The 24,391-nt window shown below is 65.2% G+C and carries 14 protein-coding genes; 10 read left to right on the forward strand and 4 right to left on the reverse strand.

What is annotated here, in order from left to right:
• Positions 1–91: 91 nt before the first annotated feature.
• Genes CH283_RS26875 through CH283_RS26885 form a run of 3 tightly spaced genes read right to left on the reverse strand, consistent with a single transcriptional unit; the run spans position 92 to position 2,991 of the window.
• The gene (locus CH283_RS26875) at positions 92–1,063 is read right to left on the reverse strand and encodes an ABC transporter substrate-binding protein (RefSeq protein ID WP_094639986.1); all 972 of its coding nucleotides are present in this window, start codon (positions 1,061–1,063) and stop codon (positions 92–94) included.
• 54 nt (positions 1,064–1,117) lie between these two features.
• Positions 1,118–2,215 (reverse strand): ABC transporter permease, encoded by a 1,098-nt coding sequence (locus CH283_RS26880; RefSeq protein ID WP_255183366.1) that lies wholly within the window; start codon positions 2,213–2,215, stop codon positions 1,118–1,120.
• Positions 2,212–2,991: an ATP-binding cassette domain-containing protein gene (locus CH283_RS26885; RefSeq protein WP_094639985.1), complete on the reverse strand. Its 780-nt coding sequence runs from the start codon at positions 2,989–2,991 to the stop codon at positions 2,212–2,214. The genes CH283_RS26880 and CH283_RS26885 overlap by 4 nt, the downstream gene beginning before the upstream one ends.
• 408 nt (positions 2,992–3,399) lie before the next feature.
• On the opposite strand from CH283_RS26885, the gene CH283_RS26890 reads away from it, so the two are divergent.
• Both CH283_RS26890 and CH283_RS26895 read left to right on the forward strand, forming a co-directional pair.
• Positions 3,400–4,125: an SDR family oxidoreductase gene (locus CH283_RS26890; protein WP_094639984.1), complete on the forward strand. Its 726-nt coding sequence runs from the start codon at positions 3,400–3,402 to the stop codon at positions 4,123–4,125.
• Positions 4,126–4,155: 30 nt separating this feature from the next.
• Positions 4,156–5,163 (forward strand): LacI family DNA-binding transcriptional regulator, encoded by a 1,008-nt coding sequence (locus CH283_RS26895; RefSeq protein ID WP_068046994.1) that lies wholly within the window; start codon positions 4,156–4,158, stop codon positions 5,161–5,163.
• On the opposite strand, the gene CH283_RS26900 is transcribed toward CH283_RS26895, so the two are convergent.
• A complete protein-coding gene (locus CH283_RS26900; protein WP_176460535.1) occupies positions 5,148–5,702 on the reverse strand; it encodes an AAA family ATPase in 555 nt (184 codons plus the stop codon). The genes CH283_RS26895 and CH283_RS26900 overlap by 16 nt on opposite strands.
• A gap of 101 nt (positions 5,703–5,803) precedes the next feature.
• Here CH283_RS26900 and CH283_RS26905 point away from each other — a divergent pair, with 101 nt between their 5' ends.
• The 8 genes from CH283_RS26905 to CH283_RS26940 all read left to right on the forward strand — a co-directional run bounded on the left by CH283_RS26905 (position 5,804) and on the right by CH283_RS26940 (position 24,319).
• Positions 5,804–6,808: a LacI family DNA-binding transcriptional regulator gene (locus tag CH283_RS26905; protein ID WP_094639982.1), complete on the forward strand. Its 1,005-nt coding sequence runs from the start codon at positions 5,804–5,806 to the stop codon at positions 6,806–6,808.
• A gap of 10 nt (positions 6,809–6,818) precedes the next feature.
• Complete coding sequence (locus tag CH283_RS26910) at positions 6,819–8,174, forward strand: FGGY-family carbohydrate kinase (RefSeq protein ID WP_217901146.1); 1,356 nt, start codon at positions 6,819–6,821, stop codon at positions 8,172–8,174.
• A gap of 71 nt (positions 8,175–8,245) precedes the next feature.
• Entirely contained in the window at positions 8,246–9,130 is an 885-nt protein-coding gene (locus tag CH283_RS26915; RefSeq protein WP_094639980.1) for a tagatose-bisphosphate aldolase, read from the forward strand.
• Positions 9,131–9,202: 72 nt separating this feature from the next.
• A complete protein-coding gene (locus tag CH283_RS26920) occupies positions 9,203–10,285 on the forward strand; it encodes an alpha/beta hydrolase (protein WP_082898557.1) in 1,083 nt (360 codons plus the stop codon).
• Between the two features lie 68 nt (positions 10,286–10,353).
• Complete coding sequence (locus CH283_RS26925; RefSeq protein ID WP_094639979.1) at positions 10,354–11,979, forward strand: long-chain fatty acid--CoA ligase; 1,626 nt, start codon at positions 10,354–10,356, stop codon at positions 11,977–11,979.
• Positions 11,980–12,249: 270 nt separating this feature from the next.
• The gene (locus CH283_RS26930) at positions 12,250–22,491 is read left to right on the forward strand and encodes a non-ribosomal peptide synthetase (RefSeq protein WP_176460536.1); all 10,242 of its coding nucleotides are present in this window, start codon (positions 12,250–12,252) and stop codon (positions 22,489–22,491) included.
• Positions 22,488–23,489, forward strand: a complete 1,002-nt coding sequence (locus tag CH283_RS26935; RefSeq protein ID WP_094639977.1) for an ABC transporter ATP-binding protein — start codon at positions 22,488–22,490, stop codon at positions 23,487–23,489. The genes CH283_RS26930 and CH283_RS26935 overlap by 4 nt, the downstream gene beginning before the upstream one ends.
• Complete coding sequence (locus CH283_RS26940; RefSeq protein WP_094639976.1) at positions 23,486–24,319, forward strand: ABC transporter permease; 834 nt, start codon at positions 23,486–23,488, stop codon at positions 24,317–24,319. The genes CH283_RS26935 and CH283_RS26940 overlap by 4 nt, the downstream gene beginning before the upstream one ends.
• Positions 24,320–24,391: the final 72 nt, after the last annotated feature.

Here is a 24,391-nt window from a genome sequence, read left to right on the forward strand (position 1 = left end):
GGGTCGGACGAACGTGGTGAGCGGTGGCGCTCCCGGGCATGGTCTGCCACCAGGAGCACCACCGCAGCTGAAGGGGGTTACACGTCAGGGATCAGCAGGACGACTTGTAGACGTACTGCGCGCCCTCGCCGTCGATGTTCTCGGCGGTGATGACATGGAAGCCGGTCGAGATGTCGGCGGTGACCGGCTCGTCGTTGATGGCGGCCATGGCCTGCGCGACACCGTCGGTGCCGATGGTGTCGGGCTGCTGCGCTATCAGCGCCTGCACTGTTCCCTCACGAAGCTGCTTGACCTGGGCGGGGCCTGCGTCGAACCCGACGATCTTGACCTGATCCTGCTTGCCTGCCTGCCGGACGCCCGTAGCCGTGCCCTCGGCCGCGAACGTGTTCGCGGCGAAAATTCCGACGATATCGGGGTCCTTCGCCAGAGCGGCCGAGACCAGACGAGCAGCCTCGGCCGGGTCGTTGTGGCTGTACTGGACTCCGAGGTAGTCGAATGCCGAGTTGGCCCCGACGGCTTCCTCGAAGCCGGCCACCCGGGCGTCGGCGGTGGAGATCCCGGGGTCGGTGGAGATGACCAGAACCTTGCCTCCGGATGGGTTGAGCTGCTCGATGGCGTTGAACGCTTCTGCCCCACCTCCCTTGTTGTCGGACGAGATCGAGGAGACCGCGATGGACGGGTCTTCCAGGGTGGTGTCGACGAGTACGACCTTGATACCTGCTCTGGAGGCTGCCTCGAGTGGTGCCTGCATGGCGGCCACGTCGGTGGGCGCGATGAGGATTGCCGACGGCCGCGATGCGACAACCGAATCCACGATCGGCTTCTGCAGGGTGGGATCGAACTTGACCGGGCCCTGAGTGTCGACTGTGACGCCTGCGTCCTTTGCCGCAGCTTCGATTCCGCACTGCATACTGATGTAGAACTCGTCGCCACTGACGCCCTGAATGAAGGCGATGTTGTTGCTGCCGCCACCGCTTCCGGAGTCGGACGAACAACCCGCCAGGAACATGGCGGAGACCGAAGCGACACTCAGTGCAACGACGGCGGTGCGTGATGTGATCATGGTCGACTTCCTTGTAAGGGATTTGAGTAAAGGGAGTTTCGAGGCTGGCCGGAACTAGGGACTTCGAGACCAGAGTTTCTTGAGGGAGCTGGGCGATTGACCTCGGCTCGCTGCGTCACGTCGGCGCTGATCGAAGTAGACCGCTGCGATGAGGACAGCACCGACGGCGACCTGCTGCCAGAAGGGCTGGACTCCGACGATGACTAAGCCGTTCTGCAGCACGGCAGGGATGAACAGTCCCACGACGGTGCCGAACATGGTTCCGATGCCGCCGAAGAGGCTGGTTCCGCCGATGACCACTGCCGCAATGACATTGAGGTTGGTCTGCGACTGTCCGGCGATGGCGGTGGTGCCGTACTGCGACAAGGACAGAATGCCGGCCAGTCCAGCGAGAGTGCCGGAGAGTGCGTAGACCTTGACCAGGTGCATGTCCACCTTGATGCCGACGCGCCGAGCAGACTGTTCCTTGGAGCCGACGGCAAAGGTGTAGAGGCCGAACTTGTTGCGATGCAGCACGATTCCGAAGATCACCACGAGCACCAGTGCGATGCTCGAGATCAGCGGAATGGTGGTGGCCGGAAAGTTTCCGTAGCCGATCGTGTCGACCAGAACCGGTGGTACGTCGCGGATGTCGACGCCCCCGGTGATGACCTGCGAGAGCCCGAGAGCTCCGCCCAGGGTCCCGAGAGTCACGATCAGCGGAGGCACGTTGGCCTTACCGATCAGGAAACCGTTGAGCAATCCCCAGCAGAGTCCACACCCCAGTGCCACCACGATTCCGACGGCGGCAACTCCCCACCCGTCGCCGCCGATCGCGGCCATGGTCTTGGCCGAGACGACGCCGGAGAAGACGAGAACGGAGCCGACCGAGAGATCGATGCCACTGGTGACGATGACGAACGTCATGCCGATCCCGAGAACGGCCAGGATGGATACGTTCTGGACGATCTGACGGATGTTGCCCCACTCGGGGAAGCTGCCGGGAGCCATGATCGAGAACACCAGGCAGATCGCCGCCAATACGAGCACGATCTGGAACACCTGAACCCGGGCCAACTTACCGAGCGCTTCGACGAGATCGAAAGAGTGGCGAGACGGTGTGTCGCCGAGAGGCATCGGCTCGAGGGACGGGCTGATGGTCTGGTTGGTCATCGTGTGGCTCCGGTGGTTGCGCCGGTCATCGCGCCGACGAGTTCTTCCATGGTCGTGTTCTTGGCGTCGAGAGTGGCGACTCGTTTGCCCATCCGCAGTACCTGAATGCGGTCGGCGACCTCGATCACGTGCGGCATCGAGTGACTGATGAACACCACGGCCACTCCCCTGTCCGCCACGCGGCGAATGGTGTCGAGAACGTTTCGGGTCTGCACGACGCCGAGCGCCGCCTTCGGTTCGTCCAGGAAGACAACACCTTTGGCCCAGGCGACCGCACGGGCGATCGCAATGGCCTGCTGCTGGCCACCCGACATGGCTCCGACGGGAACGGTGAGGCTGCGCACGGTGGCTCCGAGTTCGTTCAACGCGTCCTGCGACTGCTTGCGCATCGTGGACACATCGAGAAACCCTAGGTGCCCCAGTAGCCCTTTCGCCTGCAGTTCCCGGCCGAGGAACATGTTCTGCTGCGCATTCAGGTGGGGCGCGAGAGCCAGATCCTGGAACACCGTCTCGATGCCCAGTTCGGCTGCCACGGTGGGACTGTCGAGATCGACCGCAGTGCCGTCGAACAGGATCTCACCGGTGTCGACCGCGAGACTGCCCGAGAGCGCCTTGACCAACGTCGACTTGCCTGCACCGTTGTCGCCGATGAGGGCGACGACCTCGCCGGGGTAGATGTCGAAATCGGCGTCGTCGAGAGCGCGCACGTTTCCGAAGCTCCTCGACAATCCCCTCGCCTCGAGGATCGGTGTCGCCACAGGTGCAACGCTGGCCATGGATACTCCTTGGTCGAATCGAAAACCGTCGGGTGCGGGATGAACACCCCCACCGGTGCCTGTGCAGCACGGTCGGAGATCGTGATCTGCGAGGCAGGTCGAGCTCCCTGCGGGGCTCGTTGTGTAAACGAGTGTGACCCACGCAACCCGCATTGTCACGTGTTTCGTGAAAATTCATGTCACCGGTGACATGGCACAGATCCTGCCCACGGCAGAAGCCGCACCTTCGACCCGCTATCGGACCGAGCGGTACCGTCTCTGAACTGGAGATAGTTGCGATCTACTCGATTTTCGACCCAGCGGAACGGCGCTACGGTACCGTCCATGACACCGATGTCATCAAGCATGCACATGCGGCGGATGACATCGATGACATGACCGATTCGGAAACAGTGAAGGTTGGCGCACATGGCGAAGTTCGACGGCCGGAAGATCTTGGTGACCGGTGCCAGCGGCGGTATCGGCTCGGCCACGGTGCGACGACTGGTGGCCGACGGGGCCGACGTCGTCGCAGCCGGTCAATCGGTGGATACGTTGGACAAGCTCGCCGACGAGACCGGCGCGCAGCCTCTCGCGTTCGACCTGACCTCCGAGGACAGCGTGCGCGAGGCCGTCGAGGGACTCGAGCTCTACGGAGTGGTGAACTGCGCCGGCTTCGGCGGCGAGATCGCCACGCCACAGGACACCGACATCTCCGTCTTCGACAAGGTCATCGCCATCAACGCGCGTGGCGCTCTCCTCGTCATCAAGTACACCGTCCCCGCGATGATCGCCGCCGGTGCTGGAGCAATCGTGAACGTGTCGAGCCAGGCCAGTCTCGTCGCCCTGACGGGCCACATCTCGTACGGCTCCTCGAAAGCCGCCCTGGACAACATCACTCGGGTTTCGGCCCTCGAACTCGGCCGCCACGGAATCCGGGTCAACGGAGTCAATCCGACCGTCGTGATGACCGAGATGTCCGCGTTCTACTGGGGCCGTCCGGAGATCGAGGAGCCGTTCCTGGCACAGATGCCGCTGGGGCGCTGGGCCACCGAGGACGAGATTGCCGCGCCGATTGCCTTCCTGTTGAGCGATGATGCTTCCATGGTGACCGGGGTGTCGTTGCCGGTGGACGGCGGCTACACGAGTCGATGACGAGCGGACGACGAGCAGACGGGGTAGATCATGACCACCATGCAGGATGTCGCGGCACTGGCCGGAGTCAGCGCCAAGACCGTCTCACGGGTGTACAACAACGATCCGCACGTCGACCCCGAAACGCGCGCTCGCGTCACCGATGCCCTGAATTCACTGAACTACGTTCCGAACACGATGGCGACGTCGTTTCGCAACGGTCAAGCGGCAGCGATCGGTGTGGCCGTGCCCGATATCGACGATCCGTTCTTCTCCTCCATCGCACGAGCCATCGAGGAACGCGCCCGCGAGGACGACATGGCCGTGTTGGTCACGAGCCTGGGGCACGACGGTGACCAGGAGCAGGCTCTGGTCGAGTCGCTGCTGCGTAGACAGTTGAGCGGCTTGATCATTGCGCCGACGGGTTCCGATCACGGTTACCTGGAGCGCTGGATCGACAAGACTCCGACGGTCTTCGTCGATCGCGCACCCGACGGCCTCAAGGCCGACAGCTTCGTCGACGACGATCACGGCGGGGCGGTGTTGGCCACCGATCATCTGCTTCGGTTGGGACACACTCGCATCGCAGTCATCGGTGACAGTGCCAATATTCCTACCAGCCGGAATCGGCTCGAGGGGTATCGAGAGTCGTTGCAGGCCGAAGGAATCGAGTTCGACGAGTCGCTCGTTGCGCTCGGCGTCATGGGCCGCGACGATGCCCGCAACGCCCTGACCGCATTGACCGCACTCGACGATCCACCGACGGCGCTGTTTCTGTCCAACGCACGCGTGGCCATGGCATGCGTGCCGGTGCTGCAGCAGATGGAATTGCTGCATCTGGCGTTCGTCGGATTTGGCGACTTCCCGCTGGCGGATGCAGTGTGGCCGCCGGTGACGGTGATCGACCAGAATCCTGCTCGGCTCGGCCGATTGGCCATCGAGCGACTACTCGGCCGAATCGAGAATCCCGGCAAGCGCTTCAAGCGCCGCAATATCCTCGGCGTCGAGCTCATCGAACGCCGATCCTGCACGCCTGGAAGCGATCACCGCTGCGACTGATCCTGGAGCGCATGCGCAACCAGATCGACCTGCAGTGTGGTCGACAATTCGGCATCGATCCGTAGATGTGGAACACGCGGCTTCTCCACCGGGCGATCCGTCGACCGATGCGCGTCGCGCTCTGCCCCGCGGGCCGCCCGCCGACGCGCCAGCAGCTCCGGCGAGCCGTCGACGTGCACGACCATCGTTGCTGCGGGGGCCACCTGCGTGACAAGTCGTTCCCACTCCGTGCCCGCGGTCAGTTCGCGGGTGAAGGGCGCGACCAGAACGGGGCGCTGACCGATTTCCACGAGGTCCCTCGCAGCAGCGAGCAGTACTGCATACCGGCCGGCACGAATGCGTTCTGCGTGCGGCCCTGCACTGTTCCAGTGCTGCCCGTCCAGTAGCGAATCCAGTTGATCGAGTAGTGGATTGGTGAGTGTATCGAGGTCTAGCAATGCCGTGCCGAAGCGGCGCGCCAGCTCGCGTCCGAGGGTGGTCTTTCCACTTCCTGCAGCACCCGCGACAACCAGAACCGGCAGTTGATCCCGATCGATCACGGAAACGTCTTGACAGACATGAGGCATAGCGGGAATCATACAAGACAACGTTGTCTCGCACTTAGCTACAGCGAACACAATCCCTCCGATCGAGAGTTCACGTGACCGAGCGCGCAAGCATCAAAGACGTCGCCGCATTGGCAGGCGTCAGCTTCAAGACCGTCTCCCGTGTCGTCAACGGCGTGGACACGGTCTTGCCCGAGCTGCGCGAACGCGTCGAGGCCGCGGTGCAGACGCTCAACTACGTCCCCAATTCCGCTGCGCGCTCGTTGAAATCGGGATCGGGAAACACCATCGGGATCATCGTCGATTCGATCGACGACGTGTTCTTCGCCTCCTTGGTCAGTGCGGTCGAGGATCGCGCTCTCGAACACGGACTGGCCGTCATCGTCGGCAGCACCGGGTTCGACGCTCACCGCGAACGTGACCAGCTGGCGCTGCTGGCCGGTCAACACGTGCGGGGGATCATCCTCGCGCCTGTCGGCGATCACAGCGACTTCCTCGTGCCTCGGCGTCGAACATTGCCGACCGTGACCATCGACCGTTCCATCCCGGGCTTCGATTCGGTCATCGTCGACGATTACGGTGCCGCCAAGCACGCCGTCGAGAAACTGGTCGCGAGCGGGCACACACGAATTGCGTTGCTCGGCTTCGACGATCGACTGCAGACGGCCCAGCTCCGCCGCGAGGCGTACCTCGACGTCCTCACCGACCTCGGTCAGACACCGGACGCCGCCCTCGCACCCCCCGTCTCGCACGCCGCAGATTCGGTACGGCCGGTAGTGAAGAAGCTACTGGCACTGCGCAATCCGCCGACCGCCTTCTTCGTCGCCAACGCACGGCATGCGACGGCCGTGGTATCGGTGCTGCACGAGATCGATCGCACCGACGTTGCCATGGTCTCGTTCGGCAACTTCTCGCTCGCCGATGCTGTCAGCCCGTCCGTCACATGCATCGACCAGGATCCATACCGGATCGGCACCCTCGCGTTCGATCGCCTGGTGCAACGCTTCGATGATCCCTATCTCGAAGTCGAGCAACAGATTGCGCCGACCACCCTGGTCGAACGACTCTCACATGCACTCCCCTTACCTGCACAGAAATGAGAACATCCCCGTGAATCCCAGACTCGTTGCGGGACTCGACCTCGGTAGCACCGGCATCAAGGTGCTCGTGATCGACGAGGCCGGAACCGAACTGCTCATCGAGCAGAGTCCGACGCCGTGGCATCACGGCCCGGGCGGAACCACCGACCTCGAGGCCGAGGACCTGCTCGCCACCATCGCGAATCTGCTCGACGCCGTCGCGCGGCGACTGCCCGAGGTGACCGGCGATCCCGCGTCGCGCATCGATGCGATCGCGGTGTCCGGAATGGGCGAGACGGGCTTCCTTCTGGGTAAAGACAACGTTGTCCGCGCTCCGGCATTCGCATGGTTCGATCCGCGCGGGCAGCAGCAGGTCGATTCACTACCCCAGGATCTTCGTGATCGGTTCGCCGGCAAGACAGGCCTGCCCGTCGGCGTCCAGGTATCAGTGGTCAAGATCGCGCACCTCCGCGACAACGGACTGAACCTGGCCGAACTGCGCTGGTTCAATCTGCCCGAGTTCGTCGTGTTGGCCCTCGGTGGCCGCGCGGTGGCCGACTACTCGTTGAGTTCCCGGACCGGACTGCTCGATCAGAACACCGGCGAGCCGTGGACGGAGATGTTGACACACTTGGGCGTCGGGGCCGAGTTCATCCCGCCCCTCGTCGACGCAGGCACCGACCTGGGGGTCGCAACCGGACATGCACTTCCCGACGCCATCGTGGGGGCACGGTTGACCGTGGCCGGTCACGACCACCTCGTCTCCGCCGTATCGGGTGGGGCAATCCCCAACGATCGATATCACGTGTCGATGGGCACCGCCGAGGTTCTGCTGCGAGTGCTCGACGCTCCTCTGACTACCGCAGCGCGAAGCCGTCTGGCCGATCACCTGATCAACTCGGTGCGGCATGTGGTTCCTGGCCAACACGTACTCGTCGCCGGGGTCAAGACCGGACTGTTGATGCGACGGGCGTTGCAGATGTGCGACATCACCGACCGCGCCGGGCGTGACCTGCTCGATCAGCGAGTGTGCGCGTTGCCTGCCGCCGGACCGTCCACCGACGGCGGGATAGAGATCGCCGGGGCGCGCAACGACGACGGCGTGCTGTCCATCACCGTGCGCACCGACGGGGTGAACTCGGCGGAGCTGTTCCGTTCGATCCTGTTGCACGGCAACGAGGAGATCGCCCGCCTCATCGCTGCCCTCGACGCCGAGGTTGCGCCCGCTCGGACCACGCTGCTCACCGGCGGTTGGGCGGGCATGGCCAGCGTCCGGGATGCCCGCGCGCAGGTGCTCCCTGATGTCTCGGTGTCGACCCGCTCTCAGGACACCGCTTACGGCGCAGCACTGTTCGCTGCGCGACTACTGACGCTCATAGAAATCTGAGCCCACATTTCTGCAACGAGACAACGTTGTCTCACTTGCTCGCATCCCCAACCCATCACCAGGAGAAGACAATGAACGAACTCACCACCCTCGAGCGTCGCGGAATGGCCGCCATCTCCACCGCCGACGGCAACATGCTCATCGTCGCCGGAGATCAGCGCAACGGCATGAAGGCGGTCATGACGGACGCTCCCGACGGACCCGGCTCGGTCACGCTCGAGCAGCTCGCCGACGCCAAGGCCGATCTGGTTCGCTACCTCGGCAATCACGCCCCGGCGATCCTGCTCGACCCCGAGGTCGCACTGCCGAAGATCGTCGACGAGGGTGTGCTCTCGCGCAACACCGCACTCGTCGTCGGCATGGACGCCTCGGGCTTCGAGGAGACCGATGGACTGCGGTACACCCGGTACGTCGACGGAGTCACCCCGCGCGTCGTACGCGACCTCGGTGGCGACGTCGCCAAGATGCTGTTCTACATGCGCCCCGAACGGCAGGGCGTCGATTCCCGTGTCGCCGAGGAGATCCGCGACCTCGTCAAGGCCTGCTCCGCCGAGGGCCTGCTGCTCATCGTCGAAATCCTGACCTACAAGCTCGAGGGCGAATCGGACGAGGACTACAAGGCCGGCTTCGGCAAGATCATCGCCGACTCCACCCGCATCTCGGTCGAATGCGGTGCCAAGGTACTCAAGCTCCCCTACCCCGGTTCCGCCGAGGCATGTGCGGCCGTTACCGAAGCGGCACAGGGTGTTCCGTGGGCAGTGCTGTCGGCGGGCGTCGACCACGAGACGTTCATCGAGCAGGTGCGCATCGCGGTCGCCAACGGCGCGCGCGGCGCGATGGCAGGCCGCTCGCTGTGGAAGGACAGCATGGCAGTTTCCGCCGAGACTCGCGAGGACCTGCTCACCAACCGCGCACTCCCACGTCTGCGCGAACTGAACGAGGCCGTCGACAACTGATCACCGTCCTTCGACCGAGCCCGGACACTCCGTCTCGGGTTCGGTCGACGCTTTTCTGGGTAGCGTGAACCCATGACGCACCCCTCGACGCACCTCGACATCGTCGCCGCTCCCGGCGTGTTCGCCGATCTCGCGACGGCCCAGGAATTGGTCGCCAGGGCGCTGTCGGCCCGAGGATTGACGGGCGGAATGGTCGACATCGCATCAGGTTTCGACGAAGCGATCGTCGTTCCTGGCGACGGAATCCCGGTCGATATTTCGCCGCACAGCAGCGGTGTCGTTCGAGTCGATCTGGGCCAGTGCACACCGGACAGATCACCGGGCATCCGCACTCACATTCGCGGCCGCGGGCTCGACGGTCTGCGATTTGCGATCGACAGCGTGTACTTCCACCGCTTTTACCCCGGGACGATCCTGCACTACGGGGATCACCCCGAGCAACGCGTCGAGCAGCGGTTACCCGAGGGCGATGGCCCGTTTCCCGTCGCCGTGCTGATCCACGGTGGCTACTGGCGTTCGCGATGGGAATTCGACCTGATGGACGCGATGGCCGTCGATCTGACCGGGCGGGGTTACGCCACGTGGAACGTCGAATATCGTCGCCCCGACGAACACGGGTGGGATGCGATGACCGGCGACGTCGCGTCCGCTCTGGCGGCGCTGGAGACGGCACCCGGCAGTCTTGATCTGTCCCGAACAGTGCTGATGGGGCACTCGGCGGGCGGTCAACTCGCTCTGCGCCTCGCAGCCGATTCGGCCGGAAAGGCCGTAACCCCTGCTCTCGCAGTGAGTCTGGCCGGCGTGCTCGATCTGAAGGTCGGCGATGAGCGCTGGCTCGGTGAGGGTGCGGTGTCGAATGCGATCGGTGCGCGATTCGCCGGTGCGCAGGAGACGTACGAGGCATCGTCGCCGATCGCGAGGCTTCCGCTCGGAGTTCCGCATCTGGTGGTGTGCGCGGTATCGGACGATCCCAACCTGCTCGAGATCAGTCGGGCGTACTACGCCGCCGCGTCGGCGGGCTCGGATTCGGTCGGCTCGGTCGAAGGACCCGGGGGCCACTTCGCGGTCATAGACCCCGCGGCGGAGATCTATCAGGACATGGTTCGCGAGGTCGACGCCCGAATCCGAGGTACCCGAGACCACGCGTCCGAGTAAGTCCGTATCGTGCATGGTGTGACGCGCAACACAACGACGTGTATGCCGAGACTTCAGGAGCGAGATCGATGAAGAGCACCATGCAGGACACCCCACTGTCCATCGGCCAGCTGGTTCGATTCGGGACGTCCATTCACTCCTCGGCCGAGATCACCACCTGGACGGACACCGGTCCGACCACGGTGACCTTCGGGGAATTGGGTAGGCGGGCAGCGCAACTGGCGCACGGTCTGCGGTCGATCGGCATCGACGACGATCAGCGCGTCGGAACGTTCATGTGGAACAACGCCCCGCACATGGAGGCGTACATGGCGATTCCTGCGATGGGCGCGGTGCTGCACACGCTGAACATTCGACTCTTTCCCGAGCAGCTCACCTACATCGTCAACCATGCCGAGGACCAGGTGATCATCGCCGACGCGAGCCTGCTCCCTCTGCTGACACCTCTGTTGCCGACGTTCGAGACCGTGCGGCATCTCGTCGTCGTCGGCGTCGACCCGACGCAGGTCACTGCACCCGACGGTATCGAGGTGGTGGGTTACGAGGACCTGCTCGCGGGCAATCCGGAAGAGTTCGACTGGCCGGAGCTCGACGAACGATCAGCTGCCGCAATGTGTTACACCTCGGGCACCACCGGCGACCCCAAGGGAGTCGTGTATTCGCATCGCTCCATCTACCTGCATTCGATGCAGGCCTGCATGACCGACGCGATGGCGATCGCACAGTCCGACAAGGTCTTGGCCATCGTGCCGATGTTCCACGCAATGTCGTGGGGGTTGCCCTACGCAGCGCTGATGGTCGGCGCATCGTTGATCATGCCCGACAGGTTTCTGCAGCCGGCTCCGTTGACGGAGATGATGTCGACACTGCGTCCGACAGCGGCGGCGGCCGTTCCGACCATCTGGCAGGCCCTGCTCGCTCACCTGGACGAGCACCCGGCCGATCTGTCGAGTCTGCGTGACGTGGTGGTCGGCGGTGCCGCGTGTCCACCGAGTTTGATGCGGGCGTTCCACGAGAAGTACGGGGTGCACATCTCGCAGGCCTGGGGCATGACCGAGACCTCGCCTCTGGGTACCTCCGGCAAGCCCGATGCCGGGCTGTCGGCGGAGGACGAGTTCGACTTGCGTTGCACACAGGGCAGATTCGTCGCCGGAGTGCGAGCACGGCTCGTCGGCGATGCCGGTGAGGTATTGCCGTGGGACGGTAAGACCGTCGGTGAACTCGAAGTCCGTGGCCCCTGGATCACCGGCAGCTACTACCGCGCCGACGCAGACGACAAGTTCGACGACGGCTGGCTGCGGACCGGTGACGTGGGCACCATCTCCGAGGGCGGCTACCTGCGACTGACCGATCGCTCCAAGGACATCATCAAGTCCGGGGGCGAATGGATCTCGTCGGTGGAGCTCGAGAACCAGGTGATGGGGCATCCGGCAGTTCGCGAGGCTGCGGTGATCGGAGTGCCCGATCCGAAGTGGGACGAGCGGCCCCTGGTGGCCGTAGTCGTCCGCGAGGGCGCATCGGTGACAGCCGAAGAACTCAAGGAGTTCCTCGACAGCCGCGTCGCGCATTGGCAGCTGCCGGAGCGATGGACCTTCATCGACGAGGTCCCGAAAACCAGCGTCGGCAAATACGACAAGAAGCGACTGCGTAGCTCGCATGCCGACGGGGCATTGAACGTCATCGAGCTGGTGTAGCGGCACCGTTCGGAACACCGTGGCCGACCGCCCCGAGCGCCCGCTCGGGGCGGTCTTCGGCGTCCATTTCCTGACTCCTACACCGCCGAGCGTTGCTACACAAGATATTTGCCGAGACTGGCTAAACAAACCTCGAGTTCAGTAATAAACCAGTTTCACTGCACGTCGGTACGTAAAGAGCCGTTCCAACCTACGCGGAGTTTGCTACCGTTCCATCGGGGTTCCGAGCAAGTGGGATACGACGGGGCGCACAGTTGCGCGGGGGTAATGGTGACCGATTCAAATCAGGTACTCGGGTTCGTGACGTTGGACGACGACTACGAAGATCCGTTCGAGTTGACGTCCTCGCAGTACGCGATGTGGCTGGCACAGCAGTTGCATCCGCATGCCGCACACAGCGTTGCGCACTACATGGACGTCCGTGGCGACCTGAATTTCGATCTCCTCGTCGACTCGGTGCGCATCACCGCCGCCGAAACGGGTTCGCTGTTGACCCGACTCCTCGCCCCCGGCGACGGCCGAGATGGTCCGCAGACCGTGCGTCAGTTCGTCGATGCAGCGATTCTGCCCACCGAACTCGAGTACCACGACCTCACCGGCTCTCCCGACCCGATCGCGGCCGCACGCGATTGGATGAACGCAGAGTTCACCGCTCGGATCGACCTGTACTCGACACCACTGTCCAGGTCGGCGGTCCTGAAAGTCGGTCACCTACGGTACTTCTGGTACGCACGAGCACACCACACCGTGATCGACGGATTCGGTTCGGCAGTGGTCGCCGTCCGTACCGGCGAGGTCTACTCGGCACTCGAACGCGGCGAGATTCCACCGCCGCGCAGGGCGAGGCACCCGCGCGCATTCGTCGAGGCCGAGGCGGTGTATCGGGCGTCGGCACGAATCGAGAAGGACCGTGCGTACTGGGCGGCAGTGGCGGCAGAACTCCCGGAACCGGTGTCGTTCTCCGGCCGCACGGCCGAACCGTCGTCGTTCAATCATCGGTGCAACAGGACGCTGGACCTGCAGACCGACCAAGCCCTTGCCAGTGCCGCCGGAACGTACAAAACCACCGTCGCCGCTCTGGTGGTCGCGGCTTTCGCGGCGTACCTCGCCCGCGCTACCGACACCGACGACGTCGTTCTCACCCTTCCGATGGCTGCCCGCGTCACCGCCTGGGCGAGATCATCTGCATCCATGACGGCGAACGCCGTTCCCATCGGAGCCCGAGTCGGATCGACGACCACCATTGCCGATCTGATCGAGAACATCGGCCATCGCATCGGAGGTGCTCTTCGGCACCAGCTGCTCCCCGCGGCGGAGATCGCCGGAGACCTGCGGGCCTCGGGGGCAACCCTGGGGCCGACCATCAACCCGATGCTGTTCGGTGACCGGATTCGGCTGGGCGATCTGGACGCGCGGCTGGACCTGTTGACCTCGGGTCCGACGGCAGACATGGCCGTCACCCTGCACACGAACTCCGACAACGGGCAGATGCGCGTCGACATCGAGGGCAACCCTGCCACGTACGAGCTGGCCGACATCGAAATGCACAGTGCGCGTTTCGCTCGATTCCTGCACGAGTTCGCAACCCGGCAACCCGACTGCCCGATCGACTCCATCGGCGTGCTCACCGACTCGGATCATCGACTCCTGCTTGACGAGTGGAGCGGCGGTGCGCCTGCTGCTCTGGCAACCCTGCCGGAAATCTTCGGCCGCGGTGTGCGTCGTGCGGCGGATCGTCCCGCGGTCGTCGATGGTGACACCGTGGTCGAGTACCGCGAGCTCGACCGTCGCTCGAATGCGTTCGCACGCCAGCTGATCTCGATGGGGGTCGGCCCGGACGTGCCTGTGGCCGTGGTACTCCCACGCTCGCACAAATCCGTGACCATAGTGTGGGCCATCACCAAGGCAGGCGGTGCGTACGTACCGATCGATCCTGCGCATCCACTCGATCGCATCGAGCGCACGCTGGCGGACTGTGGCGCGCGCGTCGGTGTGACGACGCGAGACATGCACGGCCGACTGCCGTCCGAGATCGACTGGATCCTCGTCGAGGACGATCCCGCACGTGGATTCACCGACGGTGCGATCACCGACGCCGACCGCCTCGCCCCACTCACTCTCGATCATCTCGCGTACGTGATCTACACATCCGGCAGCACCGGCGTCCCCAAAGGCGTTGCCGTCACCCATCGCGGTATCGGCCCCATCGCCGACGCGGCCATCGCGGCCCACGCCACGATCGTCGGGTCACGGGTGATGCACTTCGTGTCACCGGGTTTCGACGCATCCGTGCTCGAGATGTTCCTGGCTTTCGGTGCCGGCGGAACCCTCGTGGTGCTGCCCACCGGGGTGTACGGCGGCGACGAACTCGGGGCGCTGCTCACCGAGCACTGCATCGACGCCGGGTTCATCACGCCGTCCGCGCTGGCGACGGTCTCCCCCGCCGCCGGGTCGACACTCGTCTCGATCGGAGTCGGCGGCGACGCCGTGCCTGCCGCGCTGGTCGACGACTGGGCTCCCGGACGGCGGATGGTCGACGTCTACGGCCCCACCGAGACCACGGTCGCCGTCACCCTCGGCCCGCTCGCGGCAGGAAAGAAAGTTGCGCTCGGGCGTCCTATCGCCGGTATTCGGGCCTACGTGTTGGACCGCCGACTCGACCCGACTCCCCCGGGATGCGTGGGCGAGCTCTACATCGGCGGGACCGGGGTGGCGCGTGGCTACCACGATCGACGCGGACTGACAGCGAGCCGATTCGTGGCCGACCCCTTCGGAGGGGGTCGGCTGTACCGAACCGGCGATCTCGTCAGATGGACTGCCACAGGAGAACTCACCTACATCGGCCGACGCGACCATCAGGTCAAGGTGCGTGGGTTCCGGATCGAGCTCGGTGAGATCGAGGAGGCACTTCGCGCCCACCCACAGGTCAGTGACGCCGTCGTGGTCGTGCACGGCGACGGGGTGGCCCGCACCCTCGTAGGCTATGTCGTCGCAGAGACCGATGCGGTGCTCGACCCCGACGAGGTGACCGCCTCGCTCGTCGGCGTTCTCCCCGCGTACATGGTGCCCCACCGCGTGAACGTGCTCGATGCGTTCGAGTTGAACGCCAACGGCAAGGTCGATCGCCGCCTGCTTCCCGAGCCCGTCGAACAGGTCGTGGCCGATCGGCGCGAGCCTGAATCACCGCAGGAAGTCATTGTCGCCCAGGTGTTCTCGGAGGTACTCGACGTGCCGTCGGTGTCGGCCACGGACGACTTCTTCGCCCTCGGCGGCAACTCGTTGCTCGCCACCGTCGTCGCCGCTCGCCTCGCCGCCGACGGCCGGTACCGCGTCGGCGTGCGCGAGGTCTTTCTGCATTCGACGGTCGAGCGACTGGCCGCCGCCGTCGTCGACCTCGCCGACGACGCTGGATCCACGGCACCGGTTGCTGTTTCGCGTACAGAGCCGTTGCCCGCCTCGCCCTCGCAGCGCAGCATGTGGTGGATCGAGCGCTACCAGCCGTCGGCCGCGTATCACATTCCGCTCGCTCTTCGAGTCCGCGGCGAGCTCGATATCCCCGCCATTCGGCTGGCACTCGAGGACGTCGTCCGGCGCCACGAGAGCTTGCGCACCGTCTTCCGCATCGACCCGTCCGAAGATGTTCCCCTACAGCTGATCCTGGACGCCCCGAGCACCGAGAATCCTCTGCCGTTCGATGCCGTGACCATCGACGGCGCTGATGTCGATGACACAGCACTGCTCGACTCCCTGTCCGAGATCGCTACGCGCCCCTTCGATCTCGAACACGATCTGCCACTTCGTGGCCGAGTGATCTCGCTACCGGACCGCGACGAACACGTCGTCGCGATCGTCCTGCACCACATCTGCGTCGACGGGTGGTCACTCGGCGTCTTGGCTGCCGACATCGGCGAGGCCTACCGGGCGAGATTGGAAGACACTGCACCGCAGTGGGATTCACTGTCGGTCCAGTACGCCGATGCCGTCGCGTGGCAGCGTGCCCAGTTGGGCGAGGCCACCGACACCGCTTCGTCGCTGAGTGCTCTCCGGACGTGGTGGTCCGATACTCTCGCGGGCCTTCCCGACACCCGTCCACCGGGCACGATGCGCGCCCGTCCCAGTACGCCGACCGGCCTCGGCGGGGCCGTCTCCACCGTGCTGAGCCCCGACGCGAAGGCTGCCATCGATCGCCTGGCTGCAGGCACCGGATCGACGGAGTTCATGGTCGTGCACGCCGCGTTGGCGCTGCTGATGTCCCGTTCGGGTGTCGGCGACGATGTGGTGATCGGTACCGCTGTGGCGGGGCGCGGGCATCCCGACCTCGACCGCGTGGTCGGAATGTTCGTCAACTCTGTTGTCCTGCGCACCGAGGTCACGCCGAGCCATTCCGTGCACGAGCACGTGCTCGCGGTCCGAGGTGTCGACATCGAGGCGCTCTCTCGAGGACACATGCCCTTCGACTCCCTGGTCGAGCATCTGGATCCGGTCCGCCTGCCCGGTCGCCACCCGCTGTTCCAGGTGATGTTGACCGACCGCGTCACCCCCGATGTCGACATGGAGATCGGCGGCGGAACCGTGAGCGCGTACGGCATCGATCTGCCCGTCACCAAGTACGACCTCGAAGTGGTTCTCGCCCGTTCGGCCTCCAGACCCGACGAGACGACGATCGTGCTGACCTACGCCCGGGACCTCTACGACGAGCCCACCGCCGACGCGCTACTGCAGCGTCTGACGTCGGTACTCGCCCAGATGACCGCCGAACCCGACCGTCCGATCCACCGAATCGACGTGCTGGTTCCATGCGAACGCGCGAGGCTGCTGCCGATGCTCAGCGGTCGAGCCGATCCATGGGGCGTCAGCATCGACCGCGCACTGCGAGACTGCGCGCGGCGTTCGCCGACCGCCGTGGCACTGGTGGAAGACGAGCGATCCATGACGTACGGCGATCTCGACGCACTCGTCACTCGCGGGGCCGCGACTCTTCGCAGTCGAGGTGTGCGGGCCGAGACCAGAGTCGTCGGAATGTTGCCTCGCTCCATGGAATCGGTGCTGTGCGTGCTTGCCGTCGCTCGCTCGGGAGGCGTGTACGTACCGGTCGATCCCGCCTACCCGGAGGACCGCCGCGAATTCATGGTTCGCGACAGCCGCGCCGTCGTCGGTCTCACGCACCTGCGCACCGATGGTTCGAACGACTTCTGGATGACGCTGGACTCGCTGTTCGCCCATGCCGGGACGTACGGCCGCGATGCCCCGGCGGTGTCTGCAGCCAATGCGGCGTACGTCATCTACACCTCGGGAACCACCGGCACTCCGAAGGGCGTCGAAATCTCCCGGCAGGCCTACTCCGACGCCGGGGCCGAGCTGGTACGCGCGTTCGGGGCCGATTCGCGTTCACGCGTATTGGCCTTCGCCTCACCGAGTTTCGACGCGTCGATGCTCGAGATCGCACTCGCAATTCGCTCGGGCGGGACGTTGACGGTCGCTCCCGCCGACATCGTCGGTGCGGAAGAACTCGAAGCGGTGATCGACGTCCACCAGGTGTCGCACTGCTTCCTGACGCCGTCGGTGCTGGCCACCCTCGACCTCACCGGTCCGCAGCTGTCGTCGATGACCACGATCGGCATCGGAGGCGAGAACTTCGGGCCGGAGTTGCTCGCGATCGCAGCGGCAGGCCGTCGTATCGTCAACGTCTACGGGCCGACCGAATCCACCATCTCCACCCATCTTCCGGTTCTCGAACCGACCCGGGACGTATCCATCGGGATGCCGGTCGCCGGCGTCCGCGCGACCGTTCTCGACACCCGACTGTCTGCGGTACCGAGTGGCGTCACCGGTGAATTGCACCTGTCCGGTGGACAACTCGCGCGCGGATATGTCGATCGTCCCGCGCTGACGGCCACCCAATTCGTCGCTGATCCATTCGGCCCTCCCGGGTCACGGATGTACCGCACGGGAGATCTCGCGTACGTCGACGGCGCACACGACTCGACGGTCAAGATCGTCGGACGCAGCGACTTCCAGGTCAAGATCCGCGGTCTGCGAATCGAATTGGGTGAGATCGACGGCGTTCTCGGTGCGATACCCGGGGTCGATCTCGCCGTGACGACGACGACCACCTCCCCATCCGGAGAGACCGTGCTCGTGTCCTACGTGCACGGTGAGGACACCGTCGACGTCGGTGACGTGACGCGCATCGTCCGCGAGCGGCTGCCCCGACACATGGTGCCCGCCCGGATCGTGGTCCTCGACGCCATCCCGCTCACCCCGGTCGGCAAATTGGACCGATCTGCCTTGCCTGCACCGTCGTTCGACGTCACCTCCGTCGACGACGAGCCGCGAACAGAACTCGAATCGGCTCTGCTGCAGATTCTGTCCGAGATCGTCGACGTACCGTCGGTGGGAACTTCGGCCGACTTCTTCGCCCTCGGCGGCACATCGCTGTCCGCGACGCGATACGCCACCCGGATCGGCGAGAGCCTGGACCACCACGTCCCGGTTCGGGCGATTTTCGACAACCCCACGGTTGCCGAGCTTGCCGCGCACCTCGACACGGCACAAGAGGGCCCCGAGGACTCGATACAACGGTCACACTGGCTCACCACCGAACTGATCGAGAGCGTTCGCTCCACGAGGGGCCCGTCGATCCCTCTGTCACCCCAGCAGCAGGCCATGTGGATCACGAGCCGAATCGCCTCGACGGCAACGGCGTACAACATCGTGGGCGGCCTCCGCGTCACCGGAGCCTTCGACCCCCATGTGCTGGAAGAGGCACTGAACGATGTGGTGCAGCGCCACGAGTCGTTGCGGACCACGTTCCCGACCACGCCGACGGGACCGGTGCAGCGGGTTTGGCCGCAGCGACGAGTCGAGGTGAGCATCGCGGACTCGCGCGAAAGCTGCTCGATCACCGAGCTTCTGGCCCAGGCCGGTGCGCACCGCTTCGATCTGTCGATCGAACTTCCGGTGCGAGCCACGGTGGCGCGAACCGGGGACGACGAGCACGTGGTGGCTTTGGTCGTGCACCACATCGCCGCCGACGGTGAATCGATCGCCCCGCTCTCTGCTGATCTGTTGTTCGCGTACACCACTCGTGAAAGTGGCAACACCCCGATCTGGCCGAGCCTGCCATTGCAGTACGCCGAGTACCAGCTCGCACTCGAGTCGGCGATGACCGACGGAGTGCGAGTAACCGGCCTCGACTACTGGACGGAGACACTGCGCGACGCACCCGTCGAACACGCCGTCCCGTTGGACATGTCGCGACCGAGTTCCCCCACCGGACGGGCGGCCACCGTCACGGTGCCGATGTCCGCCGAGGTGCGTGCCCGGGTGAGCAGCCTCGCCCGAACCCACCGGTCCTCGGAATTCATGGTGGTGCACACCGCGCTCGCCGCGCTCGCATCCGTCGGAACTTCGGCCGGCAGCACCACGGACGTCGTGATCGGTACACCGCACTCGGGACGCGGTGGTACGGCTCTCGACTCGATGGTGGGCATGGCGGTCAACACGCTCGCACTGCGCACCGGCTTCGCACGGTCCGCGTCGTTCGCGGAGGCGCTGGCCGCGGTACGCGACACCGACCTCGACGCGTTCGAGCACGCAATGATCCCGTTCGACGAGGTCGTGTCCGCGCTCGGACAACCGCGTCACCCCGCCCGCAATCCCGTCGTTCAAATCGTGCTCGCCGTGCAGGATTCACCGCCGCTGACGATCGATACCGGCGACCGAACCATCGCCACGATCGAAGCCCCGATCACCACCTCGGCGTTCGACCTCGTGGTGTCCGTCCGCCCAAGCCACGACGGCAGCGCCGACGTGCGCATCACCTACGCGCGAGACCTGTTCCTTCCCAGCACCGTTCGTCATCTGGGGCAACGATTGGTCGAACTACTCGATCGAGCTGCCGCAGAGCCGTCGAGCACCGTCGGTGATCTGCTCGACGCGTCGGAGATCGTTCTTTCTCCTCCCACACTCGGCGCGCTGTTCGACGCGGCCGTCTCACTCGATCCGAATGCGGTGGCAGTCGCTGCGGCGGACGGTTCGATGAGCTATCGCGAGCTGGACGAGGCCGTTGCCACCCTGGCCGATTCGCTTCGTGGGGCCGGTGCGGGGCCGGGAACCTGTGTTGCTCTCGCAGCTCAGCGTTCCCTGGCCTCGGTCACCGCGTTCTGGGCGATCGCGCGAACCGGTGCGGCCGTCCTGCCGCTGGACCCGTCTTACCCGAGCGAGCGGTTGCGCTACATCCTGGAGGATTCGGCTCCGATCCTGGGACTGTGCGACGGCCCGGACGCGGACCTACCGCGCGAGAACGTGACGTGGAGATCGATTCGGGACGTCGAACCGGTCGACCGGAATGTGCCTGCACCACGGCCGCATCCCGACGACATCGCCTACGTCGTCTACACCTCGGGAACGACGGGTCGGCCGAAGCCGGTCGCAGTCACCCATCGCGGGCTCGAGCGATTCGCGGTGTCGCTGGGGCTCCAGTTCGACACCGGTCCCCGGTCCCGGGTTCTGCACGTGGCGTCGCCGGGGTTCGATGCCGCGATTCTGGAAATGCTGTTGGTCGTCGTTCGCGGCTCGACCTGTGTGGTCGCACCGTCGTCGACCTTTGCGGGGACACAACTCGGCAACCTGATCCGCCGCGAACGCGTCGACACGATCTTCATCACCCCGGCTGCGCTGGGGACACTCTCGCCCGACGCATTGCTGTCGGTCACCACGATCGGCACCGGAGGCGAGGCGCTGTCGGCAGCGCTGCTGGACACCTGGGCGGACGGCCGTCGCTTCGTCAACGCGTACGGCCCGAGCGAGTCGACGGTCGCGGCAACGATGGGGCTGCAGAAGGCGGCGGTGGCACCGCACATCGGATCCGCGGTACCGGGCACGTCGACGCTGATCCTCGATTCCGACCTGCGCAGGGTGGACGGACCGAACATGGGCGAGCTCTACATCGCCGGTGCCGGACTGGCTCGGGGCTATCTCGATCGGCCCGCATTGACGGCGACCCGATTCGTTGCGAACCCGTACGGCGATGCAGGCTCCCGGCTCTACCGAACCGGTGACCTCGTTCGCTCCGTCTCGACCCAGGACGGTGCACAGCTGCGGATTCTCGGACGGTCGGACTCGCAGACCAAGATTCGCGGAGTTCGAGTCGAGCCGGCCGAGGTCGAGGCTGTGCTGTCGGCGAACCCGTCGGTGCAGTCCGCGGTGGTGCTCGTCGAGGACACCGCGACCGGATCGTCACTCGTCGCGCACGTGAGCACCACGGACGTCGTCGATGTAGATCACCTGCGGGCGGATATGTCCGAGGTACTCCCCCGACATCTGGTGCCCGCGCGAATAGTGCTGCACGACAGGCTCCCCCTCACCTCACACGGAAAGGTCGATCGGGTCGCGCTCGCGGCGGGACCGGCGACCGCCACCGTCGCGCGCCCCGCCGGGTCGACGGTCGATTCGGTGCGATCAGCTTTTGCGGCCGTGCTTGCGGTCGATGTCGACACCGTCGACGCGGACTCCGATTTCTTCGCCCTCGGCGGCAATTCCCTGGCCGCAGTCATGGTGATGGATACGCTGCGTGAGCAGGTGGCCGATTCCGATCGAGATCGAGTGGACGTGACGTGGTTCTTCGACGTCGCCACGCCTGACGCGATCGCGGCCCGACTCGATGCGCTGGGCCACAGCGGTGTCGCCGCCCAACAGGCTCCGGTGACTCTGCGTCCGCGGTCTCCGTTCGACGTCCTGATACCGCTGCGCGGAGGATCGTCCGATCGGACACCGCTGTTCTGCATTCATCCGGCCATCGGACTGGTGTGGAGCTACACCGGGATTCTTCCGTATCTGGATGCGGATACTCCCGTCGTCGGAATTCAGGCCCGCGGAATCGTGACCACCGCACCGGAACCGGAATCGGTGAAGGAGATGGCGCGCGACTACGTCAACGCGATCCGCACGGAGTTCCCCGAGGGGCCGTATCGTCTCGCGGGCTGGTCGCTCGGCGGGCTCATCGCGCAGGCGATGGCCGTCGAGTTCGAGAAGCAGGGCGAGACAGTGGAACTGATCGTTCTCGACGCGTATCCGCTGTGCGAGGAGACGGCACCGAGGCAGGAGATGTCGGTGGCGGACCTGCTGCGCGAGTTCGTGGGCGAGTTCGAGGTCGAGGACGATCTGACTCTCGACGACGCCATCGCGCTGGTGCGCAGGCAAGGCGGGGCGGCGACGTTGCTCGACGACGATCAGATTCGACGCCTGTACGACCGGTACCGTCTCTTCGTTCGCCTCGGCTACGAGCATCGGCCCGAGTTCTTCGGCGGCGACCTCACGTTCTTCTCCGCCTCGCGCTACCGCGGGGTGCCTCGATCCCCCTGGGAATGGCGACAATTCGTCGGTGGGACCATCTCAGATCACCCGGTTCCGACCACCCACAACGAGATGGGTACCCCGAAGGCCCTGGCCGAGGTGGCACGCGGCATCGAGTCACGCACTCCGGCAGCCGCATCGGGGCAATACCGATGAGCGAGACAGTGGTCGAGGTACGGAACCTCGTCAAGGAGTACGTGGGCCGCAAGGGCAATCACGTGGCGCTCAGCGGCGTCGACCTGGTGGTGCCCGCGGGGACGGTGACCGCGGTGTTGGGTCCCAACGGCGCGGGCAAGACCACCGCGGTGCGCATCATCGCGACCCTCAGCGCTCCCACGAGCGGATCGGTGACGGTCGCCGGCATCGACGTGGCGGAAAATCCACGGGCGGTGCGCGGGCTGATCGGATTGTCCGGGCAGTACGCCGCCGTCGACGGCCGCCTCACCGGGTACGAGAATCTGCGGATGCTCGGTCGGCTCTACGGGCTCGGTGGGTCGCGGTCCCGCAAGCGAGCCAAGGAATTGCTGGCGATGTTCCACCTCGAGGACGCTGCGGGACGGGCGGCGTCGACGTACTCGGGCGGTATGCGTCGACGTCTCGACCTGGCCGGTGCCTTGGTCGCGCGGCCACCGTTGGTGATTCTCGACGAACCGACCACCGGCCTCGATCCGCGCAGTCGCGGCGAGCTCTGGGACGTGGTCGAAGAACTGACCGGGGACGGCACCGCGGTGCTGCTGACGACGCAGTACCTCGACGAGGCAGAGCGGTTGGCCGACGACGTGGTGGTGTTCGACAAGGGCCGCGTGGTCGCCGAGGGCACGCCGACGCAACTGAAGTCCCGCCTGCGCGTACCGAGCGCACACGTACAGGTCCTCAATCCCAACAGCCTGAGAGTGGCGACAGAGTTGTTGTCTCGCATGAACGTTCGCACCGACCCCGCCACCGTCCGCGAGGGTTGGTTCGCCGCGGACGCGCCGTACGGCTCGCGGTCGCTGATGCTGATCCTGTCCCGTCTGTACGGGACGGGCATCGACGTCCACGATGCGTACGTCAGCGCACCGAATCTCGACGATGTGTTCTTCGACTTGACCGGTGACGAGGATGCCGGTCGTCATCAAACGGGTGCCCCGAATGCCGAGAGGATCGTTCGATGACCACGATGGCCGCGCGACCCGTTCGCCGCGAGGGAATCGGCAGCTTCCTCGTCGATTGCGCAACGATGACACAGCGCAATCTGTTGGTGATCCTGCGCGTTCCGCAGTTGCTGCTCGGTGCGACGGTGCAGCCGTTGATGTTCGTGCTGCTGTTCTCCTACGTCCTCGGCGGCGCGCTCGGTGGAAGCGACTATCGACAGTTCCTGATGGGCGGAATCTTCACGCAAACCGTGGTGTTCAGCGCTGGGTTCACCGCCATCGGGCTGGCCACCGACAGTCGTGAGGGAATTGTCGAACGATTCCACTCGCTGCCGATGTCGAGGTTGGCGATCGTGCTGGGGCGCACTCTCACCGACGCGCTGGTATCGGTGGTGAGTATCGCCGTGATGATCGGTGCGGGATTCGTCGTCGGATGGCGCATCAACGGATCACTGAGTTCCGCTCTGGGAGCGATTGCCCTGCTGGTGTTCTTCGGTTTCGCGATGTCGTGGATGGGTGCCGTCGTCGGATTGATCTCGGCAACAGCCGAAAGCGCTCAGAGCGTTCTGATGATCATCGTGTTTCCGCTGACCTTCATCTCGTCGGCCTTCATCCCGTCGGCGACGCTGCCCGGGCCACTGCGAATATTCGCGCAATGGAACCCGGTGACCTCGGTGGCCCGCGCCACCCGCGAGGCGTTCGGCAATCCAATCGCACCGTCGACGTTGATCAACGAACCGGTGACCTGGGCGTCCTCGAATCCGATGCTCTACTCCTTCATCGTCTCCATTGTGCTGCTGGCGATCTTCGTGCCCCTGACGCTGAAGGTCTCGCGCGGCCGGGTGGGGTGATCTCGCGCAGGGTTGTTCACGTCGGTATCGACCGACGTTGTTGCCAGGTCGAATTGGTCGGATGGAATGCGA

It is taken from the genome of Rhodococcus sp. 05-2254-2 (assembly GCF_002259095.1).
Lineage (GTDB): Bacteria > Actinomycetota > Actinomycetes > Mycobacteriales > Mycobacteriaceae > Rhodococcoides.

Coding starts and splice junctions, on each gene's coding strand:
- CH283_RS26875 (WP_094639986.1), bottom strand. CDS start 1,063: ATGATCACATCACGCACCGCCGTCGTTGCACTGAGTGTCGCTTCGGTC.
- CH283_RS26880 (WP_255183366.1), bottom strand. CDS start 2,215: ATGACCAACCAGACCATCAGCCCGTCCCTCGAGCCGATGCCTCTCGGC.
- CH283_RS26885 (WP_094639985.1), bottom strand. CDS start 2,991: ATGGCCAGCGTTGCACCTGTGGCGACACCGATCCTCGAGGCGAGGGGA.
- CH283_RS26890 (WP_094639984.1), top strand. CDS start 3,400: ATGGCGAAGTTCGACGGCCGGAAGATCTTGGTGACCGGTGCCAGCGGC.
- CH283_RS26895 (WP_068046994.1), top strand. CDS start 4,156: ATGACCACCATGCAGGATGTCGCGGCACTGGCCGGAGTCAGCGCCAAG.
- CH283_RS26915 (WP_094639980.1), top strand. CDS start 8,246: ATGAACGAACTCACCACCCTCGAGCGTCGCGGAATGGCCGCCATCTCC.
- CH283_RS26920 (WP_082898557.1), top strand. CDS start 9,203: ATGACGCACCCCTCGACGCACCTCGACATCGTCGCCGCTCCCGGCGTG.
- CH283_RS26925 (WP_094639979.1), top strand. CDS start 10,354: ATGAAGAGCACCATGCAGGACACCCCACTGTCCATCGGCCAGCTGGTT.
- CH283_RS26935 (WP_094639977.1), top strand. CDS start 22,488: ATGAGCGAGACAGTGGTCGAGGTACGGAACCTCGTCAAGGAGTACGTG.
- CH283_RS26940 (WP_094639976.1), top strand. CDS start 23,486: ATGACCACGATGGCCGCGCGACCCGTTCGCCGCGAGGGAATCGGCAGC.